Genomic DNA, 15,717 nt, shown 5'->3' with positions numbered 1-15,717 from the left:
TCCAGAAGCTATCTGCCGATGACGTAGACCACGAGAAAGACGACGACCCATACTGCGTCGACGAAGTGCCAGTAGAGCGAGAGAACTTCGAGTTTTTCTGAGTGCTCTTCCTTCACTTTGCCTGCCAGTGAAAATGCGAGCGTTAAGGACAGCATGATGAGACCAATGACTACGTGCGTCGCGTGGAGACCGACGAGCGAGTAGTAGGTGGATCCGAAGAGGTTGGTCTTGATGGTGAGGCCTTCGTCGTGGATGAGGTGATACCACTCGCGGGCTGTGGTGATGAGAAAGATAGTGCCGAGCAAGACAGTGGCAGCAAGATGGAGCGTGCAGGCGCGGAAGTTCTCTTTGCGCAGGGAACTGACAGCGTGATGGACGAAGAAGCTGCTCGATAGCAGACAGATTGTTCCAAAGATGGGAAGCTCGAGCACCTGCGCAGGCGTTGGGCCGCTGAGGCTCTTGCCGATGTAGTAGATGTAGGCGACGACGAAGATGAGGAAGATTGCGGACTCGGCGAGGATGAGGCAAGCCATGCCTATGTTGCCGCGGTAGGGCAGCTTCCACGGAGTTTCAATCGGTCCGTCGATCGGAATTCTGCTTGCGGTCGTCACAGTTGTCATTATTCGTAGTCCGAGTCTGGATCTTCAGGATGCTTCAGATCCCATAGTGGCCGGCGGCTGTTGACGGTGGGCTCGATGGCGAAGTTGTAAGACGGCGGAGGAGAAGGCACTGACCACTCAAGAGTCCAGGCATCCCAGGGATCGTGGCCGGCCTCTTTACCTTTGTAGTAGGAGTGGATCATGTTGTAGACGAGAACCAGAGTGCCTGCTGCCTGAAAGATTGCTCCGACGCCGACGATGAAGTTCAGAGTGTCCCAGCCACGGCCAGCTTCGTAGGTGTAGATGCGTCGCGGCATGCCGAGCAGACCGGGGATGTGCATGAAATCGAACGTGAGGTGAAAACCGATGAGGAAGAGCCAGAAGTGCCACTTGCCGAGCGTGTCGCTCATCATCTTGCCGGTGACTTTGGGATACCAGTAGTAGAAGGCGCCGAAGAGCGAGAAGACGATCGCTCCGACGAGAACATAGTGGAAGTGCGCGACGACAAAGTAGGTGGCGCTGAGCTGCCAGTTGAACGGAGCGGCCGAGAGCATGATGCCGGTGAGACCGGCGATGAGGAACTGGAAGAGGAAGCCGACCATGAACATCATGGGGACGGCGAAGATGATCTTGCCTCCCCAGATGGTAGCGAGCCAGTTGAAGATCTTGATCCCGGTGGGCACCGAGATGACCATGGTGGCGAAGACGAAGAAGGTGTTGCCGGCTGGGCCCATACCAACGGTAAACATGTGGTGCGCCCACACGCTGAGGCTGATGAAGCCGATCGCAACCGATGCCGCAACCATCGCGGGGTATCCGAACATGGCTTTGCGGGAGAAGACGGGGATGATCTCGTTGGCGAAGGCGAAGGCTGGTAGGACGAGGACGTACACCTCGGGATGGCCGAAGATCCAGAAGAAGTGCATCCAGAGAATTGCGGAGCCACCGGCCTGGGTATCGAAGAAGTGCGCGCCGAGGTAGCGGTCGAGCGTGAGCATGATCTGTGCTGCGGTGAGCGGACTGACGGCGACAAAGACGAGGCCGGCCATAACGAGATAGAGCCAGGGAAGCAGCGGCATACGGCTCATCTTCATACCCTTGCAGCGCATGCAGACGATGGTGGTTACGATGTTGAGTGCGGTTCCGATGCTTCCTACGCCGCTGAGGAAGACGGCAAGCGTCCAGTAGTCGGTGCTGTGGCCCGGAGAGAATACTTTGGAAGTCAGCGGAGCGTAGGCGAACCAGCCTACGTCGGGAGCCGAACCTGCAGCGTAGAGGCCGCTTGCGCCGAAGTAGCTGAAGTACAGGAGGAGGCCAGCGAAGGCGGAGACCCAGAAGCTGAAGGCGTTTAGTCGGGGGAAAGCCATGTCGCGCGCGCCGATCATGAGCGGGACGAGATAGTTTCCCATGCCGAAGAGGATTGGCATTCCCATGAAGAAGACCATGGTGGTGCCGTGCATGGTAAAGAGCTGGTTGAAGACCTGGGGTGAGACGAAGTGATTGTTGGGAAAGGCCAGCTGGATGCGCATCAGGATCGCTTCAAAACCAGCGACGACCAGAAATATGAGGGCGTAGACGATGTACATCAACCCTATTTTTTTGTGATCGACAGTCGTCAGCCACTCATACACCACGTTGACTGGTGGCTTGCCCTGAGTTTCCAGTGTCTCGTCGATTGCTTCCAATACAGGAGTTGTGGTCATACTGCGCTTCTTTCCGGTAGAGGGTTAGTGAAGTTGAGAGAGATATGCCGTGATGACGTCCAGATCGTGATCGTCTAAGTGCATCGACGGCATCAGCGAGCCTGGCTTCATGGAGTTGGGATCCTGGACCCACTTTCTTAGATTTTCCGGTGTGTTCTGGATGGGACCTGAGGCGATGGTGTCGCGGCTGGCGAGGTGGGTCAGGTCGGGGCCGAAGCGGCCGGTGGCGACGGTACCTTTGACGGTGTGGCAGTTGATGCAGGCGTTCTTCATGAAGACAGACTGGCCTTCGGTGGCGGCTGGATTGTCTGGGAACTCCTGCTGGGCTGGCTTCTTCTGCTGCTCGATCCAGGCTGCAAACTCCTGTGGCGTCTGCGCGTAGACACGAAGGAGCATCTTCGCGTGCTGGGTTCCGCAGTATTGAGCGCACTGGCCGAGATAGAGGCCTGTCGCCTGGGGATCGATCCACATCGTATTGATGCGATTTGGAAGCAGGTCCGTCTTGCCCGCGAGACGTGGAATCCAGAAGCTGTGGTCCACGTCTGCGGACGACATGGTGAGATATGTGGGGGTTGGAGTTGCCGGATCGCTGATGGGTACGTGCAGTTCGTTGGCGGTGACGACGCCGAGTTTGGGGTAGTTATACTCCCACCAGAACTGATGGCCGATGACGGTTACGTCCATGGCGGTCGCGGGCTTGGGGATAGCCTCGGTTCCGAGGATGACACGCGTGGTGGTGAGGAAGAGCGTGACTACGATGAGGATCGGGATGACGGTCCAGGAGAGCTCGATCTGATTGCTGCCGTAGATCTGTGCGGGCTCGCGGTCGGAGTCTGTCGATCGATGCCGGAAGCGGATCAACGCATAGAGCAACAGGCCGGCGACGATCAGGAAGATAACTAACGTGATCGAAAGCACAAGCATGGAGAGGCCGAAGATGTCGCGCGCTGGAGTGCCAGCGGGGTCGAAGATGTTCGTTGGAGACTGTGCGAATGTTGTGGCGGCTATAAGAGGCAGGCAATATGTCGAGACATGCAGAAAGCGAGCGAACCTAAACCTGGGTTCAGTCGCATTTGCCGTCGGACATTTGATTGAGAGAGACAATGCAGCTTAACCTCGATGCTTGTAGTTAGAAGACTGTTGAACGAGGGCTATGTGTCTGAAACGATGTTAACCCAATCAAGCGTTAAGAGTTCGTAATTCTAAAAAAAATTGCAGCTTCATGACATTTGCCGCGTTAGATGATGACGATCGGGGAACGGTGTCAACCAATGACGGAGAAAATTTTGGCCTGGGAAGACGGCGTGGGGCAGTTTCTTCATCTTGGACTCGTCCTTGGCAATTAGCAAGATTGGTATCTTCATGTTCTCAACGGCGCAGTGGTTCGCTCGCCTCAGCGTCGGTTGCGGGCACGATTTTTTTCCGTGATGGAGCGATGCTCTATGTCGCGGGCCATAGCATAACTCACGCTGCAGAGGTGTTTGCAGTCTCCTCGACGTATCTCCGCGAAGGACGCATCTGATTAAATATGCAGCGTATAATTAGCCATAAAGCGGGAGTAGTTCAGTGGCAGAACGTCAGCTTCCCAAGCTGAATGTCGCCGGTTCGATCCCGGTCTCCCGCTCCAGATCTTCAACCCACCCTCATCCGCCATATTCAGTGTTTGCCAGCCGTACCGCTGCGGAGTGGCTAGCTGTCCTTGCGGTAGAGGAGTTCGCGCATCGCTTGCCTGCGAGCCGCGTTTGCTTCGCTGACGTTTTTGCGTTCGTCGGCGTCCATGCGCTGCTTCGTGACGGGATCAGATGATTCGGGAGCGCTGCACTCGGGGCAGCGATTGGCAAAACCGGGTTTGTCGGGCTTGAGTTCAAACTCTTCGGAGCAGATGGCGCAAACTTTGATAGGGAAAGCCATAACAGATTTATTTTACGACTGTGGTGGCGAAGTCGTCAGCTTGTGGGCCGCCGGTCGCCGGGCAGTTTTGATGTGTCGTTATGATTTTCATAAAAAAACAATGGCGCTCAAGCTTGGACTTGAGCGCCATTGTTTGTGTAACGAACCGTTATGAACGGGCTGTTATCGAACGAATCAGGGTTTGACGCTGGCGGTGTTGGTCTTCTGGGCCAGTTTGGAGTGGTCTTCGAGGGTCTGGGCTTCGGGCAGGAAGGTGACCGCCTTGGCGATCTGCGGATCCCACTGGGCGCGGACTTTAAGACCTTCGAGTTGACCGAACTGTGAGGTGAAGAGCTCACTCTTGATGCTCTCCTTGATCCAGCCGTCCACGCCTGCAATGTCTGCGTCGGTGTATTCGATCTGGTTGTCTTTGAGGAAGGACTTGAACTGCTGCATGACCGCATCGTCGACCACGAAGTCCTTTGTGACTGTGTGGGAGGCGAGGTAGTGCTTGCTGAAGTTGAAGAAGGCGTAGTGGACGAGGAGATTGTCCTGGAAGTGATTTGACTTCAGGTTGTCGATCTTCTCGTCAGGTGTGATGCCGCCGCCGCCGTAGACGGTGCGGCCGGAGTCGGTGAGCTTGACCTCGAGGTTGCTCTTGTCCTTGGCTTTGGCGGAGTCGTCGCGGACGTAGTAGTAGTCGTAGAGCGAGACGTGGTCGTAGTTGCGCTGAATGAGGCGGCCGGAGGGGGTGTAGTAGTGATAGGTGGTGAGGGCGAGACCGGTGTTCTCGGTGATCTGGAAGACGGTCTGGACGAGGCCCTTGCCAAAGGTGGTTTCGCCGGCGATGAGAGCCCGGTCGTGATCCTGCAGTGCGCCTGAGACGATCTCAGCTGCTGAAGCAGTGTTGCGATTGACCAGGACGACGATGGGGAACTTTGGCCCCTCTTCGCCGCGCGTGGCGCGATAGACCTGGTCGGGGAAGGCGCGACCGCGTTGCGAGACTACAATCTGACCCTTTTGCAGGAACTTGTCGGACATGTTTACGGCTTCGTTCAAGAGGCCGCCGGGATTGCCGCGGAGATCGAGAACGAGACCGTGGATATCGCCGAACTTGTCGAGCGCGTCGCCTACTTCGTGGCTGGTGGTTTCGATGAAGCTGGAGACGTGGATGTAGCCGATGCCGGGGCTAAGCAGGAAGGCGAGGTCGACCGAGGGGCGGGGGATCTCGTCGCGGACGAGATCGAAGACCAGGGGGCGGGATGAACCTTCGCGCATCATCGTGACGGAGACGTGCGTGCCGCGTGCGCCTTTTAGCATGGTGGCTACACCGGCTGAGTCCATGCCTTCGGTGGATTTGCCGTCGACGGTGAGGATCTCGTCGCCGGGACGGATGCCCGCTTTATAAGAGGGGGTGCCTTCGAACGGATAGAGGACGACAATTTTGGTTTTGCCGTTGGGGGTGGGCTGGGGCTGGATGGTCATGCCGACGCCGTAGTACTTGCCGTGCTGGTCCTCGCGCATCTGGGCGAAGGCTTTGGGATCGTAGAAGTTGGAGTGGGGATCGAGGACGTGGAGCATGCCGGGAATGGCACCGTCGTAGATGGCTTTGTCGGTTTTGTCGGTGTTGAGCTTCTCGGCGTAGTTCTGCTCGACAAGAGAGTAGACGTTGGTGAAGGAGTGGAGGGAGTCGCGGAGGGTGGACTCATCGCTGGCAGACTGGGCGGCGACCTTCTGGTTGATGAAGGAGCCGATGACGGCACAGGTGGCGAGAAAAACAGTGGCGGAGAAGAGAGCGCGGTGGGTGCGGGGAGCCATGGGCTTGGATATACCTCGAAGAGAAACGGCGCTTGCGGACGCGCAGGGACAGACGTCCTAGTTTGACGGAGTATAGCATCCGGAGGTGAGCCAAGGCCTGTTGCAAAAGAGGGATTCGCTTGTTCGGGGCGTGGCAGTTAGAATTGGGTACGGATACCGTCCAAACCTGTGGAGAGTCTAAAAGAAACAGGGCTGGCGTGTTATGCGGTGGACGTTTCATCGCGGATGTCGACAAAGATACGAGTGACGATGACCTTGAGAATTTCGCAGTTTGCGGTGGTGTGTGGGCTAGGTTTGCTGGCACTGCCGGGAGTGGTGCAAGCACAGGCGCCGCGGTACCAGAGCCCGTTGAGCGTTCCGAATGCACCGCAGCCGCAGCTGACGCTGCCTGTCACTCAACCGATTACACCCAATGGAACCGTGGTGGAAGACGTGGTCGTGCATGTAAACGACCAGATCATCAGCCGGAGCGATGTGGAGCGGGCTGAAGAGGGGCTTGCGCAGGAGAACCAGCAGACGGGTGCGAGCGCCGCAGAGGCTGCAGAACGGCAGCGGAATCTGCTGCGCGACATGATTGATAAGCAACTGCTGCTGTCGCGTGGTAAGGAACTGGGAATTAATGGCGACGCTGAAGTGATCCGTCGGCTGGATGAGATTCGTAAGCAGAACAAGATGGATACGATGGAGGACCTAGAGAAGGCCGCACGGCAACAGGGCGTTTCTTTTGAGGACTTCAAGGCGGGTATTCGGGACAACGTGATTACGCAGCAGGTGGTGCGGGACGAGGTGGGTCGCCGGCTGCAGATGACGCAAGGCCAGGAGCAGGCTTACTACGACGCGCACAAGCAGGAGTTTACGCAGCCGGAGCAGATTAAGCTGAGCGAGATTCTGATTCCGACGGCCGCGGATGCTGACGATGCGGCAGTGGCGCAGGCGAAGGCCAAGGCGGAGACGGTCGAGGCAAAGTTGAAGGCTGGCAGCAAATTCGAGGATATGGCTGAGGCGTTTTCGGGCGGCCCGACGGCAGATAAGGGCGGAGATCTCGGGCTTTATAAGCGTGGGGCGCTGGCGAAGGTTCTCGAAGACCAGACGTTCGGCCTGAAAGCTGGGGAATGGACGGCGCCGATTCGGACGCGGCAAGGATTTGTGATTCTGAAGGTGACCGACCACGTGGATACCGGTGTGCCACCGATTAAGGATATTGAGCCACAGATCCAGGAGGCGATGTATTCCGAACAGATGCAGCCGGCGCTGCGTGCCTATCTGACAAAGCTGCGTGAAGAGGCGTATATAGACATTCGGGCTGGTTATGTTGATTCGGGTGCGAGCCCGAAGCAGACCAAGCCGGTGTTTACGGCCTATGCGCCTCCGGTGACAAAGAAAAAGGCAGTTCAACAGAAGAAGAGGTTTGATCGCGGAACGAAGTATTCGACGGTAGCGAAGACTACGGCGGCTCCGGTGGCTACGACTGCTGCTGTGGTCGCGACTTCGACTGTGACGAAGAACGGGAAGACGACTGTCGTAAAGGCGAAGAAAGTGAAGCGCGAGAAGGTTCGTTATGGGCAGGCTCCGCGGAACTCTCTGCCTCCAGGGCCCCAGGAGACCGCTTCGGGAACTGACGTTGGAGAGGGTGCAGCATCTGCGACGGCTGCTGCCGCGGCTCCGGGGACGGCCATTGCACCGGTGGAAGGGGTTGCACAGGAGTCTTCGACGTCCGACACGGGTCCGAATCCGCTGGCAGCTACAGCGGCTCCGCATGGAAAGACTCGCTATAGCGATCGTGCGAAGGTAGATGCTGAGAAGAAGGCCGTGAAGGTAAAGAAGAAAAAGGAGAAGGCTGCTGCAGCGTCGGCTCCTATGACTGCCGAGGAGAAGGCAGCGCAACAGACGCAGGCTGCCCCGTTGGGTTTGAACGGCGATACGGCTAAGAAGAAGAAAAAGGTGAAGGTGAAGGGAGCGCCGAAGGAACGGCTGCAAAACAAGCCTCCTGCGCCACCCGCTACGCCACCTGTAGAGACGCCGTCGAAGGCTCCTGATCGTGGGACGCCGATGGAAGGTGTGCATGGAACGGGGACACCTGCTCCGAAGGCAAGCGATACCACGACACTGCCGCCGGCTACCGCACCTCCTGCGGGTAATCCTCCAGATGCCGGTCAGCCGCCAGCTACGCCGGGTTCGCCGATTCCGACGCCGCCACAACAGTAGTTTTTCTTTATGAACGGATGGATTGACGCGATGGCTTGGGCTCTCGCGTTTTTCTTTGCGGCTAACAGAGACATTGTTGACGGCGCGGTATTCTGGATGTGATGAAAGACTTTTTTATTGAAGATGCGGCGCGGTTCGATAACTCAACTATCACTACCTATTTTGTTTTGACGTCGATGCAGGTGCGAGATAAGAAGCAGGGTGGGCAGTATCTTGCATTGACGGTGAGCGATAAGACGGGATCGCTTGAGGCGCGCATGTGGGACGAGGTCACTGACGCGATTGCAACCTGTGATGAAGGTTGCTATGTGAAGGTGCAGGGGGATATCTCGAAGTATCAGGGGAAGTTCCAGATTACTTTGAAGAAGCTGAGGTTGGCGGCGGAGTCGGAGATCGATCCGAAAGATTTTCAGCCTTCTACGAAGTTCGATGTAGAGCAGATGTGGGCGGAATTGCGGAGGTATGTTGAGGCTTTCAAGAGTGCGGAGCTGCGTCGGCTTGTATTTGCGTTTCTTGATGATGAGCAGATAGGGCCTGCGTTTAAGGCTGCTCCTGCAGCGAAGCGGCTGCACCATGCTTGGCTTGGTGGGCTGTTGGAGCATGTGTTGACGCTGGTGCGGGTGTGCGTGGCTACGGCTCCGTTTTATCCGGAGGTGGATGCGGATCTGCTGGTTACTGGGGCGATTTTGCATGATATTGGGAAGATTCGTGAGCTTTCGTGGGGGTCCAGCTTTAGCTACACGCTTGAGGGGCAGATGATTGGGCATATCAGCATTGCGCAGGGGATGTTGAGGGAGAAGGTGCAGCAACTGGCGCCGTTTCCGGAGAAGCTGCGGGTGCTGGTGGAGCATATGATTCTCAGCCACCACGGGAAGTATGAGTTCGGTTCGCCGAAGCTGCCGATGACTCCGGAGGCTCTTCTTTTGAGTGCTTTGGATGATCTTGAGGCGAAGATGCAGGCGATGCGGAATGAGTTTGCAGCGGCGGCTGCGAGTGGAAAGAGTAGCGGTGAGGTGACGGATTGGGTGAGGAGCATGGATCGTCCGCTGCTTAACAGCCAAGGTTATTTGAAGGACGAGTAAACGGATTTTTGTGTTTGGAGATGGGGAAAAATTTTTGGCGTGGTGGAGTGGTGTTTTTGCTGGGGGTTTTGCGGATTTAGGGTGTTTTTTGGGTGGAAAATTGTGGTGAATTTGTGGTGGCTCGCATGGTAAACGTGGTGCTTATGCAGCCACTTTTTTCGGTGTGAAAAATACGCCACGTTTTTGGACTTTATTTTTGAGTCGTCCCGTTTTGGGCCGGAGCGCGGCGAGTTGGTTGATAGTTTTGTGGTTTGCACGGCGTAGCACGGCACTTATTTCGTCTCGTGCGTCGGGCGTGGGAACTCTTCGGTGTGGGACTCGCCTTTGCGGCCGAAGGAGATGACTTTTTTGCCGGTGAGAAAGGCCCAGTAGGCGATGACGCCGGCGGCGGTGGAACGCTTCACGAACTCAGGGTAGCGTACTGTGTCGGCTTGTGCGCCGCGTATGGCTGCTATGAGCTCCGCTGAGAAGAACTGTTCTGCGATGGGTGCCAGTGGGAGGGTCATCTTCTCTAAGTGCGTTTTTCCGTCGAGCATGTAGAAGGTTTCGGCGCCGGTGGCGAGGTCGCAGAGGTAGGACTCGACGCCCGCTTCGAGGAGTCTGCGGACTACTTCGGGGAAGATCAGCTTGCCAGCCTGGCTCTCGGTTAGGACTTCGTGGATCGCAGTGGTATTCATGGTCGCTCCTCTTTGTTTCTTCATTCGGTTGGTAGCTTGTGCAGGTCGTGTGCGTGCACCAGCTTTTTGAGGGTCGCGACGAGTGCTTGTCGCTCTTTGCCTGTGAGCGGCTTGAAGAACTCTCGATCGTTTTGATCGGCTAATGTTGCGAGAGTCGGGACGAGCCGACGGCCTGCGGGGGAGAGAGCGATGCGTTGGTAGCGGCGGTCGTCGCTGCCTTCTTTTCGCGAGACTAGTTTTTTTACGACGAGGCGCTCGATGAGCTTGGAGATTGCGCCGCGGGTGAGGCCAGTTTGTTCGGCGAGCGCGCTGGGGGGTATTTCGTCTGTGTCGAAGATCTCGCGAAGGATGACCCATTCGGCTGCGGTGACTCCGCTGTCGAGGAGTTTTCGGGAGAATGCGTGGGAGACGTGGTTTGAGACGAAGCGGAGCCAGAAGCCGATGTGACTTCTCAGTTCGCTTACGGCTGGTTGGGCTGGCTTCTCTCTGCTCATGGAGAGAAGATAGATTGAATTAGTTTCCTAGTCAACTAATTTTATCCAATTCGACTTTGGGGTTGATTTTTCAGACGTCGCTTAGATGTCCCGAACAGAGGCAAAAGCAGATTCCTCCGCTTCGCTGCGGAATGACAACAATTCGCTGCGGAATGATAACAACATGACCGGTACACCTCTTTAGCAACAGGAAATTTGCTTTAGAACTTGTAGAGGGATTCGGCGTTGTGGTGGAGAACCATGTGGGCTAGATCGGTGGCGCGGGTGGGGGAGATCTCGTTGTCGCGGATCATGCCGGTGAGGGCTATGCCTAGTGACTCGCGGATGTTACGGTTTGCGATCCATCCGGCCTCTTCCCAACCCATGGAGGAAGAGTAGGGGTAGGCGTCGGTGGCGTAGAGGATCTTTTCGGGGTAGAGCTCGAGCCACTCGCGTAGCCAGGCGGACATGGTGTGCGGCGGGATCATGAGGGATTGTTGAGAGAGGTCGAGGTAGACGTTCGGTTTTTGGAGGAGCGCTCCAATCTCGTGGACGAAGGGCCAACCACCGTGGAGGAGAACGAAGTTGGTGTGGCGAAGGCGAGGGTCGTTGAAGAGCGGTTCGAGAAGGAGCGGGTTGTCGCCGGTGATGGAGAAGTAGCCTCCGCCGCCTGAGGTGGTGTGGAGATGGACGGGGAGGTTGAGGCGGCCGCACTCGGCGGCGATGTAGCGGAAGAGGAAGTCCTGAAGGCGCTTGTATTGGGTTTCGTTCGGATGCGGTTGGTGGAGGAGGGTGGCGTAGATGTGCGCGGCTTCGGCTTGGGGTACGTCGTCGAAGCCGAAGGAGCGTAGGTAGGCGATCTCGAACTTTTCGGCTACGGCTCCGTTGGCCTTTTGTTGTTCGAGGAGTGGAGTGACGACTTGTTTGAGATAGGCGTCGAGTGTTGGCGGGAGGGCTTTGATGTTGAGCTGCGCGAGGTATTTTTTGCGGAGGGCGTCTTCGAGTGGGAAGAACTGTTTGCGGTCGGGCGTGGCGGCGGCGAGGACGGAGTTGTCCAGCGGGAAGAGGAGGGTGTCGATGTAGGGGACCCAGCGAAAGCGTGGGGGCTGGACTCCTGTGCCCATAGCTACTCGGTTGGCGAGCATGGTGCCGATGTTGGCTTTGTCGAGTATGTAGGTGGAGTAGTTGGAGGCCTGCTGTTGACGAGTAGCTTCACGGGCCGCATCGAGTTGTTTGAGTGCGTCGGGGTTGAGCGGTGGATTGCCGTCGAAGTTGAAGATGGCCTTCCATGCGTCGTGGAGTGTGGGTAGATCGGAGCGCATGCCTGCGGGGTCGGTGTAGGGCTCCATGTTGTCGACGGGGAGGGCGTCGAAGTTGCGGTCGGTGGCGTAGTCGGGTGGGGAGAGCATAGGGTGGGCGTGGTTGTCGACGGCGGGGATGGTGGCGATTTGGGCGGCGAGGGCGGGGTCTATGGACGGGGCGCATTGGGCGTGCAGAAAGGGAGTTGTGGTGAGGATGAATATTGCAGTTGTGAGAGTGCTATAGATGATTTTCATATTTGATGTGTTGCGCATAAACCTGCTCAGCTTGTCGGACGGTAAGATGTGATTTGACGGCAGGCTTTCGAGTGAACTCATTTTATTAGAGTTATTGGTTCGAAGGTTTCAGATACTCAAGTCGGTTACATCAATGAGGAAGTTCATGCTAAGAAACTCGTCGCCGGTTGCTGTAACGGTTCTACTTTTGGCTTCTCTTAGATTTGCTTTTGGACAGATTGAAGATGTGAGCGGTTTGGTTCGCAAAGCCGTCGAACAGAGCACCCTCGATCAAGCTGGCACGCGACCTTTTCATTTAAAAGCTATCTACACTCCGAGTTTTGATCGGGATAAGGAGTCGCATAGGACTGGCGAAGTTGAAATATGGTGGCAATCACCGACCAGATGGCGGCGCGAGGTAAGTTCACCGGATTTCCACCAAGTGTTGATTGTCGATGGCGAACATCAGTGGCAGAAAAACGACGGCGACTATTTTCCAGACTGGTTGCGCGAGCTTGCGGTAGCAATTGTTCGACCCGTGCCACTGCCGATGGAGACTCTGGTTCAGCGTGTTCGGAAGGCTGATATACGACATCTGGCGGGTCAAACGAACGTTGACTGGGGTCCAGCCAGTCCGATGGGCGATGCGCAGATCGATGGCAAAGGGCATTTGGCATTGATGGATCGGACCGGACTGTTGTTCTACACGGGTGGCAACGGCTGGGACGGGCAGTACCATGATTTTAAAAACTTCCATGGACGGATGATTGCTTATACCGTGTCGTCCGGTTCTGTGGAGGTAACAGCAAAGGTGAACGTTCTCGAAGATCTCGGATCGGTGCCTGACGGATTTTTTAACGCGGCTGCGTTAGGCGGGGACGTGCCTATCGAGACTGCGGTTCTGGATGAGACCGAGCTGCGTAAGAATCTGTTGCCTGGGTCATCCTTCACGTGGCCCGCTCTCGCGGATGGCCCACTTCAGGGAGTCGTGTGGACTGAAGTTGTCATCGACCGTAGCGGAAAAATTCGGGAGATGATCCGTCCGATTGCTGACAATCCGGGCGTGAGAGATGCTGCAGAACAGGGCTTTCGCGCGATGCAGTTTCGGCCAGTTGAGCGTAACGGAATACCAGTTCAAGCAATAGGAAGATTGTCGGTCCCGTTTACCGCAACGCGTCCGGCAGGCGTAGAGAGTTTCGACAGTGCAAAGACTTTTTTTGAACGCGGACGAAAGGCAAGTTGTCTGGGGGCGGGAGCAAGCGCGCCTTATGTGCTGCGCGCCGAATTTCAGACGGGAACTGGTCGCGGGACAGTCGAGACGGGGCGTTATGAGGATACGTGGCTCAGCGAGACCGAATGGAAGCGCGAGGCGTGGTTTGGTACTAGCCATTTAGTGCGGTCTCAGAGCGAAGGGAAGCGCTACCTATTGGCAGAAGGTCCTGAAGCGGGCCTCTTGCGTCTCGTTTTATTGTTCATTGAACCGATTCCTGCGGTCGATACAATGACGGAGTCTGATTGGCGAATCAAACGCGATCCGGTTGATGGTGTAGCTGCTATCAGAGTTTTCCGGGGGCCAGAAGGACCGAATGGTGAGTTGGAGGCCGGCAAATCACAAGGGTATTGGTTTAACGAGAAGGGCCAATTGGTGAAGAGTGTTGTGTCGGGTTTCGAACTCAAGCCGCTCTCTGCCGAGGTATACGACGGGGTGTTGGTGCCGCGGCGCATTGACGTGATGAAAGATGGAAAGCTTGGTCTGCGCCTGACAGTGAAAGAGATTAGTGTTGCAGATCCTTCAGCATCGAAGAGTTTCAAGCTGAAAGGTCACGAATGGCAAAGAGCTTTCACTTCTGAAGTTCGATAAAGGTGCTCTTCCAAGAAACGTTTAGATGGTCAAGCTGAGCATTGCGCGGTTCTGCGCGCTGCTAATGGGTTGTTACAATTTAAGTTTGAGCGTGTGTTTTACGAGGGATTGATACGGGATGTTGCGATTTTCTACAGCGGGAGAGAGTCACGGGGAGAGCCTGGTGGCGACAGTAAGTGGGATGCCCGCGGGTGTGAGCGTGGATCAGGAGTTTGTGGATCGCGAGCTGTGGCGGCGGCAAAAGGGCTATGGGCGCGGTGGGCGCATGCGGATTGAGCGGGACACGGCACATATTTTGAGCGGCGTGCGGCATGGGAAGACGATTGGGTCGCCGATTGCGATGGTGCTGGCAAATAACGATTGGAAGAACTGGGTTGACATACTGCCTGTAGAAGCTGGGGACGCCACGAAGCATAAAGCTGTCGCTTCGCCGCGGCCGGGGCATGCGGATCTGGCGGGGAGTTTGAAGTACGACTTTCCGGATGCGCGGTATGTGTTGGAGAGAGCGAGTGCGCGCGAGAGTGCGGCGCGGGTTGCCGCGGGGGCCATTGCGAAGTTGTTGCTGCGGGCTTTGGGGGTTGAGGTTGCGAGTCATGTGATTCGCGTGGGGAAGGCTGAGCTGCAGCGGCCTGCGACTTGGGACGAGATTGCGGCGTTGCAGTTGAAGGATGAGGTTTTGCTGAACTGCGTTGATGCTGAGAGTGAAGCGGCGATGAAGGCCGAGGTGGATGCTGTGTTGCGCACGGGCGACACGATTGGTGGGGTGTTCGAGGTGGTGGTGCATGGGTTGCCGCCGGGCGTGGGGACGCATGCGAATTGGGATGAGCGGATGGATGGTCTGCTGGCGCAGGCAGTTATGAGTTTGCAGGCGGTAAAGGCTGTGGAGCTGGGGCGTGGGGTGACGGCGGCGGAGTCGCTGGGGTCGGCGGTGCACGATGCGATTGGATATGAGGGCTCGCCCGAGGATGGCCGCGGGTTTACGAAGTTTTCGCGCGAGCAGAATAATGCGGGCGGGATTGAAGGTGGGATCTCGAATGGCGAGGATGTCGTTGTGCGTGGGTATCTGAAGCCGATTTCGACGCTGCGGAGGCCGCTCGGTTCGGTGAGTTTTGAGACACGGGAGCCGGTAAAGGCTGCGTATGAGCGCAGCGATGTGTGTGTGGTTCCGGCGGCTGGCGTGGCAGCGGAGGCGATGGTTGCGCTGACGGTGGCGCGGTTGATGGTGGAGAAGTTTGGTGGGGACTCGCTGCGTGAGATGCAGCGAAATTTCAATGGCTATTGTGAGCAGATTCGAGCGTACTAAGTGACAGGAAAACTGAACAAGATTCATGAGGTGGTGAAGTGGCCGGATCCGGTGCTGGCAAAGCGCGGGGAGACGGTGACGGTGTTTGACGCGAAGCTGAAGACGCTGACGGACGAGATGTTCGAGTCGATGTATGCGGCGCAGGGGATTGGGCTGGCGGCGCCGCAGATTGCGATCTCGCAGCGGATTACGGTGATCGATGTGAGCTTCAAGAAGAATCCGGAGGAGAAGCTGGTGCTGATCAATCCGGAGATCCTCGCGCAGGAGGGCAAGCAGGTGGAGGAGGAGGGGTGCCTGAGTCTGCCGGAGATTCGCGAGAAGGTGACGCGGGCGGAGTGGGTGAAGGTGCGGGCGCAGGACGTGCATGGCAAGTGGTTTGAGGTGGAAGGGACGGAGTTGCTGTCGCGGGCGATGCAACACGAGATTGATCATCTGGATGGCGTGTTGTTTATCGATCGGCTGAGCCGGTTGAAGCGGGATCTGGTGATTCGGAAAATTAAAAAACTGATTAAGAACGGCGAATGGTGATTGTGTCCTGCCGGACGGGCCCGCTGCGCGCGGGGCGGCCACT

Annotated in this window: 13 protein-coding genes and 1 tRNA gene; 6 read left to right on the top strand and 8 right to left on the bottom strand. The window is 56.8% G+C overall.

Annotated elements, in window-relative coordinates; translation table 11 throughout:
- Window positions 1-8 precede the first annotated feature (8 nt).
- Genes RBB82_RS04485 through coxB form a run of 3 tightly spaced genes read right to left on the bottom strand, consistent with a single transcriptional unit; the run spans window position 9 to window position 3,406 of the window.
- A complete protein-coding gene (locus RBB82_RS04485; protein WP_433973924.1) occupies window positions 9-620 on the bottom strand; it encodes a cytochrome c oxidase subunit 3 in 612 nt (203 codons plus the stop codon).
- Window positions 620-2,302 (bottom strand): cytochrome c oxidase subunit I, encoded by a 1,683-nt coding sequence (gene ctaD / locus RBB82_RS04480; RefSeq protein WP_433973923.1) that lies wholly within the window; start codon window positions 2,300-2,302, stop codon window positions 620-622. The genes RBB82_RS04485 and ctaD overlap by 1 nt, the downstream gene beginning before the upstream one ends.
- 24 nt (window positions 2,303-2,326) lie before the next feature.
- The gene (gene coxB, locus RBB82_RS04475) at window positions 2,327-3,406 is read right to left on the bottom strand and encodes a cytochrome c oxidase subunit II (protein ID WP_433973922.1); all 1,080 of its coding nucleotides are present in this window, start codon (window positions 3,404-3,406) and stop codon (window positions 2,327-2,329) included.
- 448 nt (window positions 3,407-3,854) lie between these two features.
- On the opposite strand from coxB, the gene RBB82_RS04470 reads away from it, so the two are divergent.
- Window positions 3,855-3,929: transfer RNA gene (locus RBB82_RS04470), tRNA-Gly, on the top strand.
- A 62-nt stretch (window positions 3,930-3,991) separates the two neighbouring features.
- On the opposite strand, the gene RBB82_RS04465 is transcribed toward RBB82_RS04470, so the two are convergent.
- Window positions 3,992-4,213 (bottom strand): hypothetical protein, encoded by a 222-nt coding sequence (locus RBB82_RS04465; RefSeq protein WP_433973921.1) that lies wholly within the window; start codon window positions 4,211-4,213, stop codon window positions 3,992-3,994.
- Between the two features lie 174 nt (window positions 4,214-4,387).
- Window positions 4,388-6,010: a S41 family peptidase gene (locus tag RBB82_RS04460; protein WP_433973920.1), complete on the bottom strand. Its 1,623-nt coding sequence runs from the start codon at window positions 6,008-6,010 to the stop codon at window positions 4,388-4,390.
- A 249-nt stretch (window positions 6,011-6,259) separates the two neighbouring features.
- On the opposite strand from RBB82_RS04460, the gene RBB82_RS04455 reads away from it, so the two are divergent.
- Together RBB82_RS04455 and RBB82_RS04450 are read left to right on the top strand one after the other, a co-directional pair.
- Entirely contained in the window at window positions 6,260-8,215 is a 1,956-nt protein-coding gene (locus tag RBB82_RS04455; protein WP_433973919.1) for a peptidylprolyl isomerase, read from the top strand.
- 101 nt (window positions 8,216-8,316) lie between these two features.
- Complete coding sequence (locus RBB82_RS04450; protein WP_433973918.1) at window positions 8,317-9,297, top strand: 3'-5' exoribonuclease YhaM family protein; 981 nt, start codon at window positions 8,317-8,319, stop codon at window positions 9,295-9,297.
- 272 nt (window positions 9,298-9,569) lie between these two features.
- Here RBB82_RS04450 and RBB82_RS04445 read toward each other — a convergent pair whose 3' ends face one another.
- From RBB82_RS04445 to RBB82_RS04435, 3 genes are all read right to left on the bottom strand, one after another.
- Window positions 9,570-9,974 carry a DUF1398 family protein gene (locus tag RBB82_RS04445; RefSeq protein WP_433973917.1) on the bottom strand — a complete coding sequence of 135 codons (405 nt, stop codon included), beginning with the start codon at window positions 9,972-9,974 and terminating at the stop codon, window positions 9,570-9,572.
- A gap of 20 nt (window positions 9,975-9,994) precedes the next feature.
- A complete protein-coding gene (locus RBB82_RS04440; protein ID WP_433973915.1) occupies window positions 9,995-10,468 on the bottom strand; it encodes a MarR family winged helix-turn-helix transcriptional regulator in 474 nt (157 codons plus the stop codon).
- Window positions 10,469-10,668: 200 nt separating this feature from the next.
- Complete coding sequence (locus RBB82_RS04435) at window positions 10,669-12,003, bottom strand: amidohydrolase family protein (protein WP_433973914.1); 1,335 nt, start codon at window positions 12,001-12,003, stop codon at window positions 10,669-10,671.
- Between the two features lie 133 nt (window positions 12,004-12,136).
- Between RBB82_RS04435 and RBB82_RS04430 the strand changes: the two genes are divergently transcribed.
- From RBB82_RS04430 to def, 3 genes are all read left to right on the top strand, one after another.
- On the top strand, window positions 12,137-13,843 hold the full coding sequence (locus tag RBB82_RS04430; protein WP_433973913.1) for a hypothetical protein: 1,707 nt from the start codon (window positions 12,137-12,139) through the stop codon (window positions 13,841-13,843).
- Between the two features lie 118 nt (window positions 13,844-13,961).
- Complete coding sequence (gene aroC, locus RBB82_RS04425; protein WP_433973912.1) at window positions 13,962-15,146, top strand: chorismate synthase; 1,185 nt, start codon at window positions 13,962-13,964, stop codon at window positions 15,144-15,146.
- On the top strand, window positions 15,147-15,674 hold the full coding sequence (gene def / locus RBB82_RS04420) for a peptide deformylase (protein WP_433973911.1): 528 nt from the start codon (window positions 15,147-15,149) through the stop codon (window positions 15,672-15,674).
- The last annotated feature ends 43 nt before the right edge of the window (window positions 15,675-15,717 follow it).

The organism is Tunturiibacter lichenicola, from assembly GCF_051013355.1.
Classification (GTDB): domain Bacteria; phylum Acidobacteriota; class Terriglobia; order Terriglobales; family Acidobacteriaceae; genus Edaphobacter; species Edaphobacter lichenicola_F.
The sequence above is the reverse complement of the archived record's forward strand: the minus strand, read 5'-3'. Positions and strand labels throughout refer to the sequence as shown.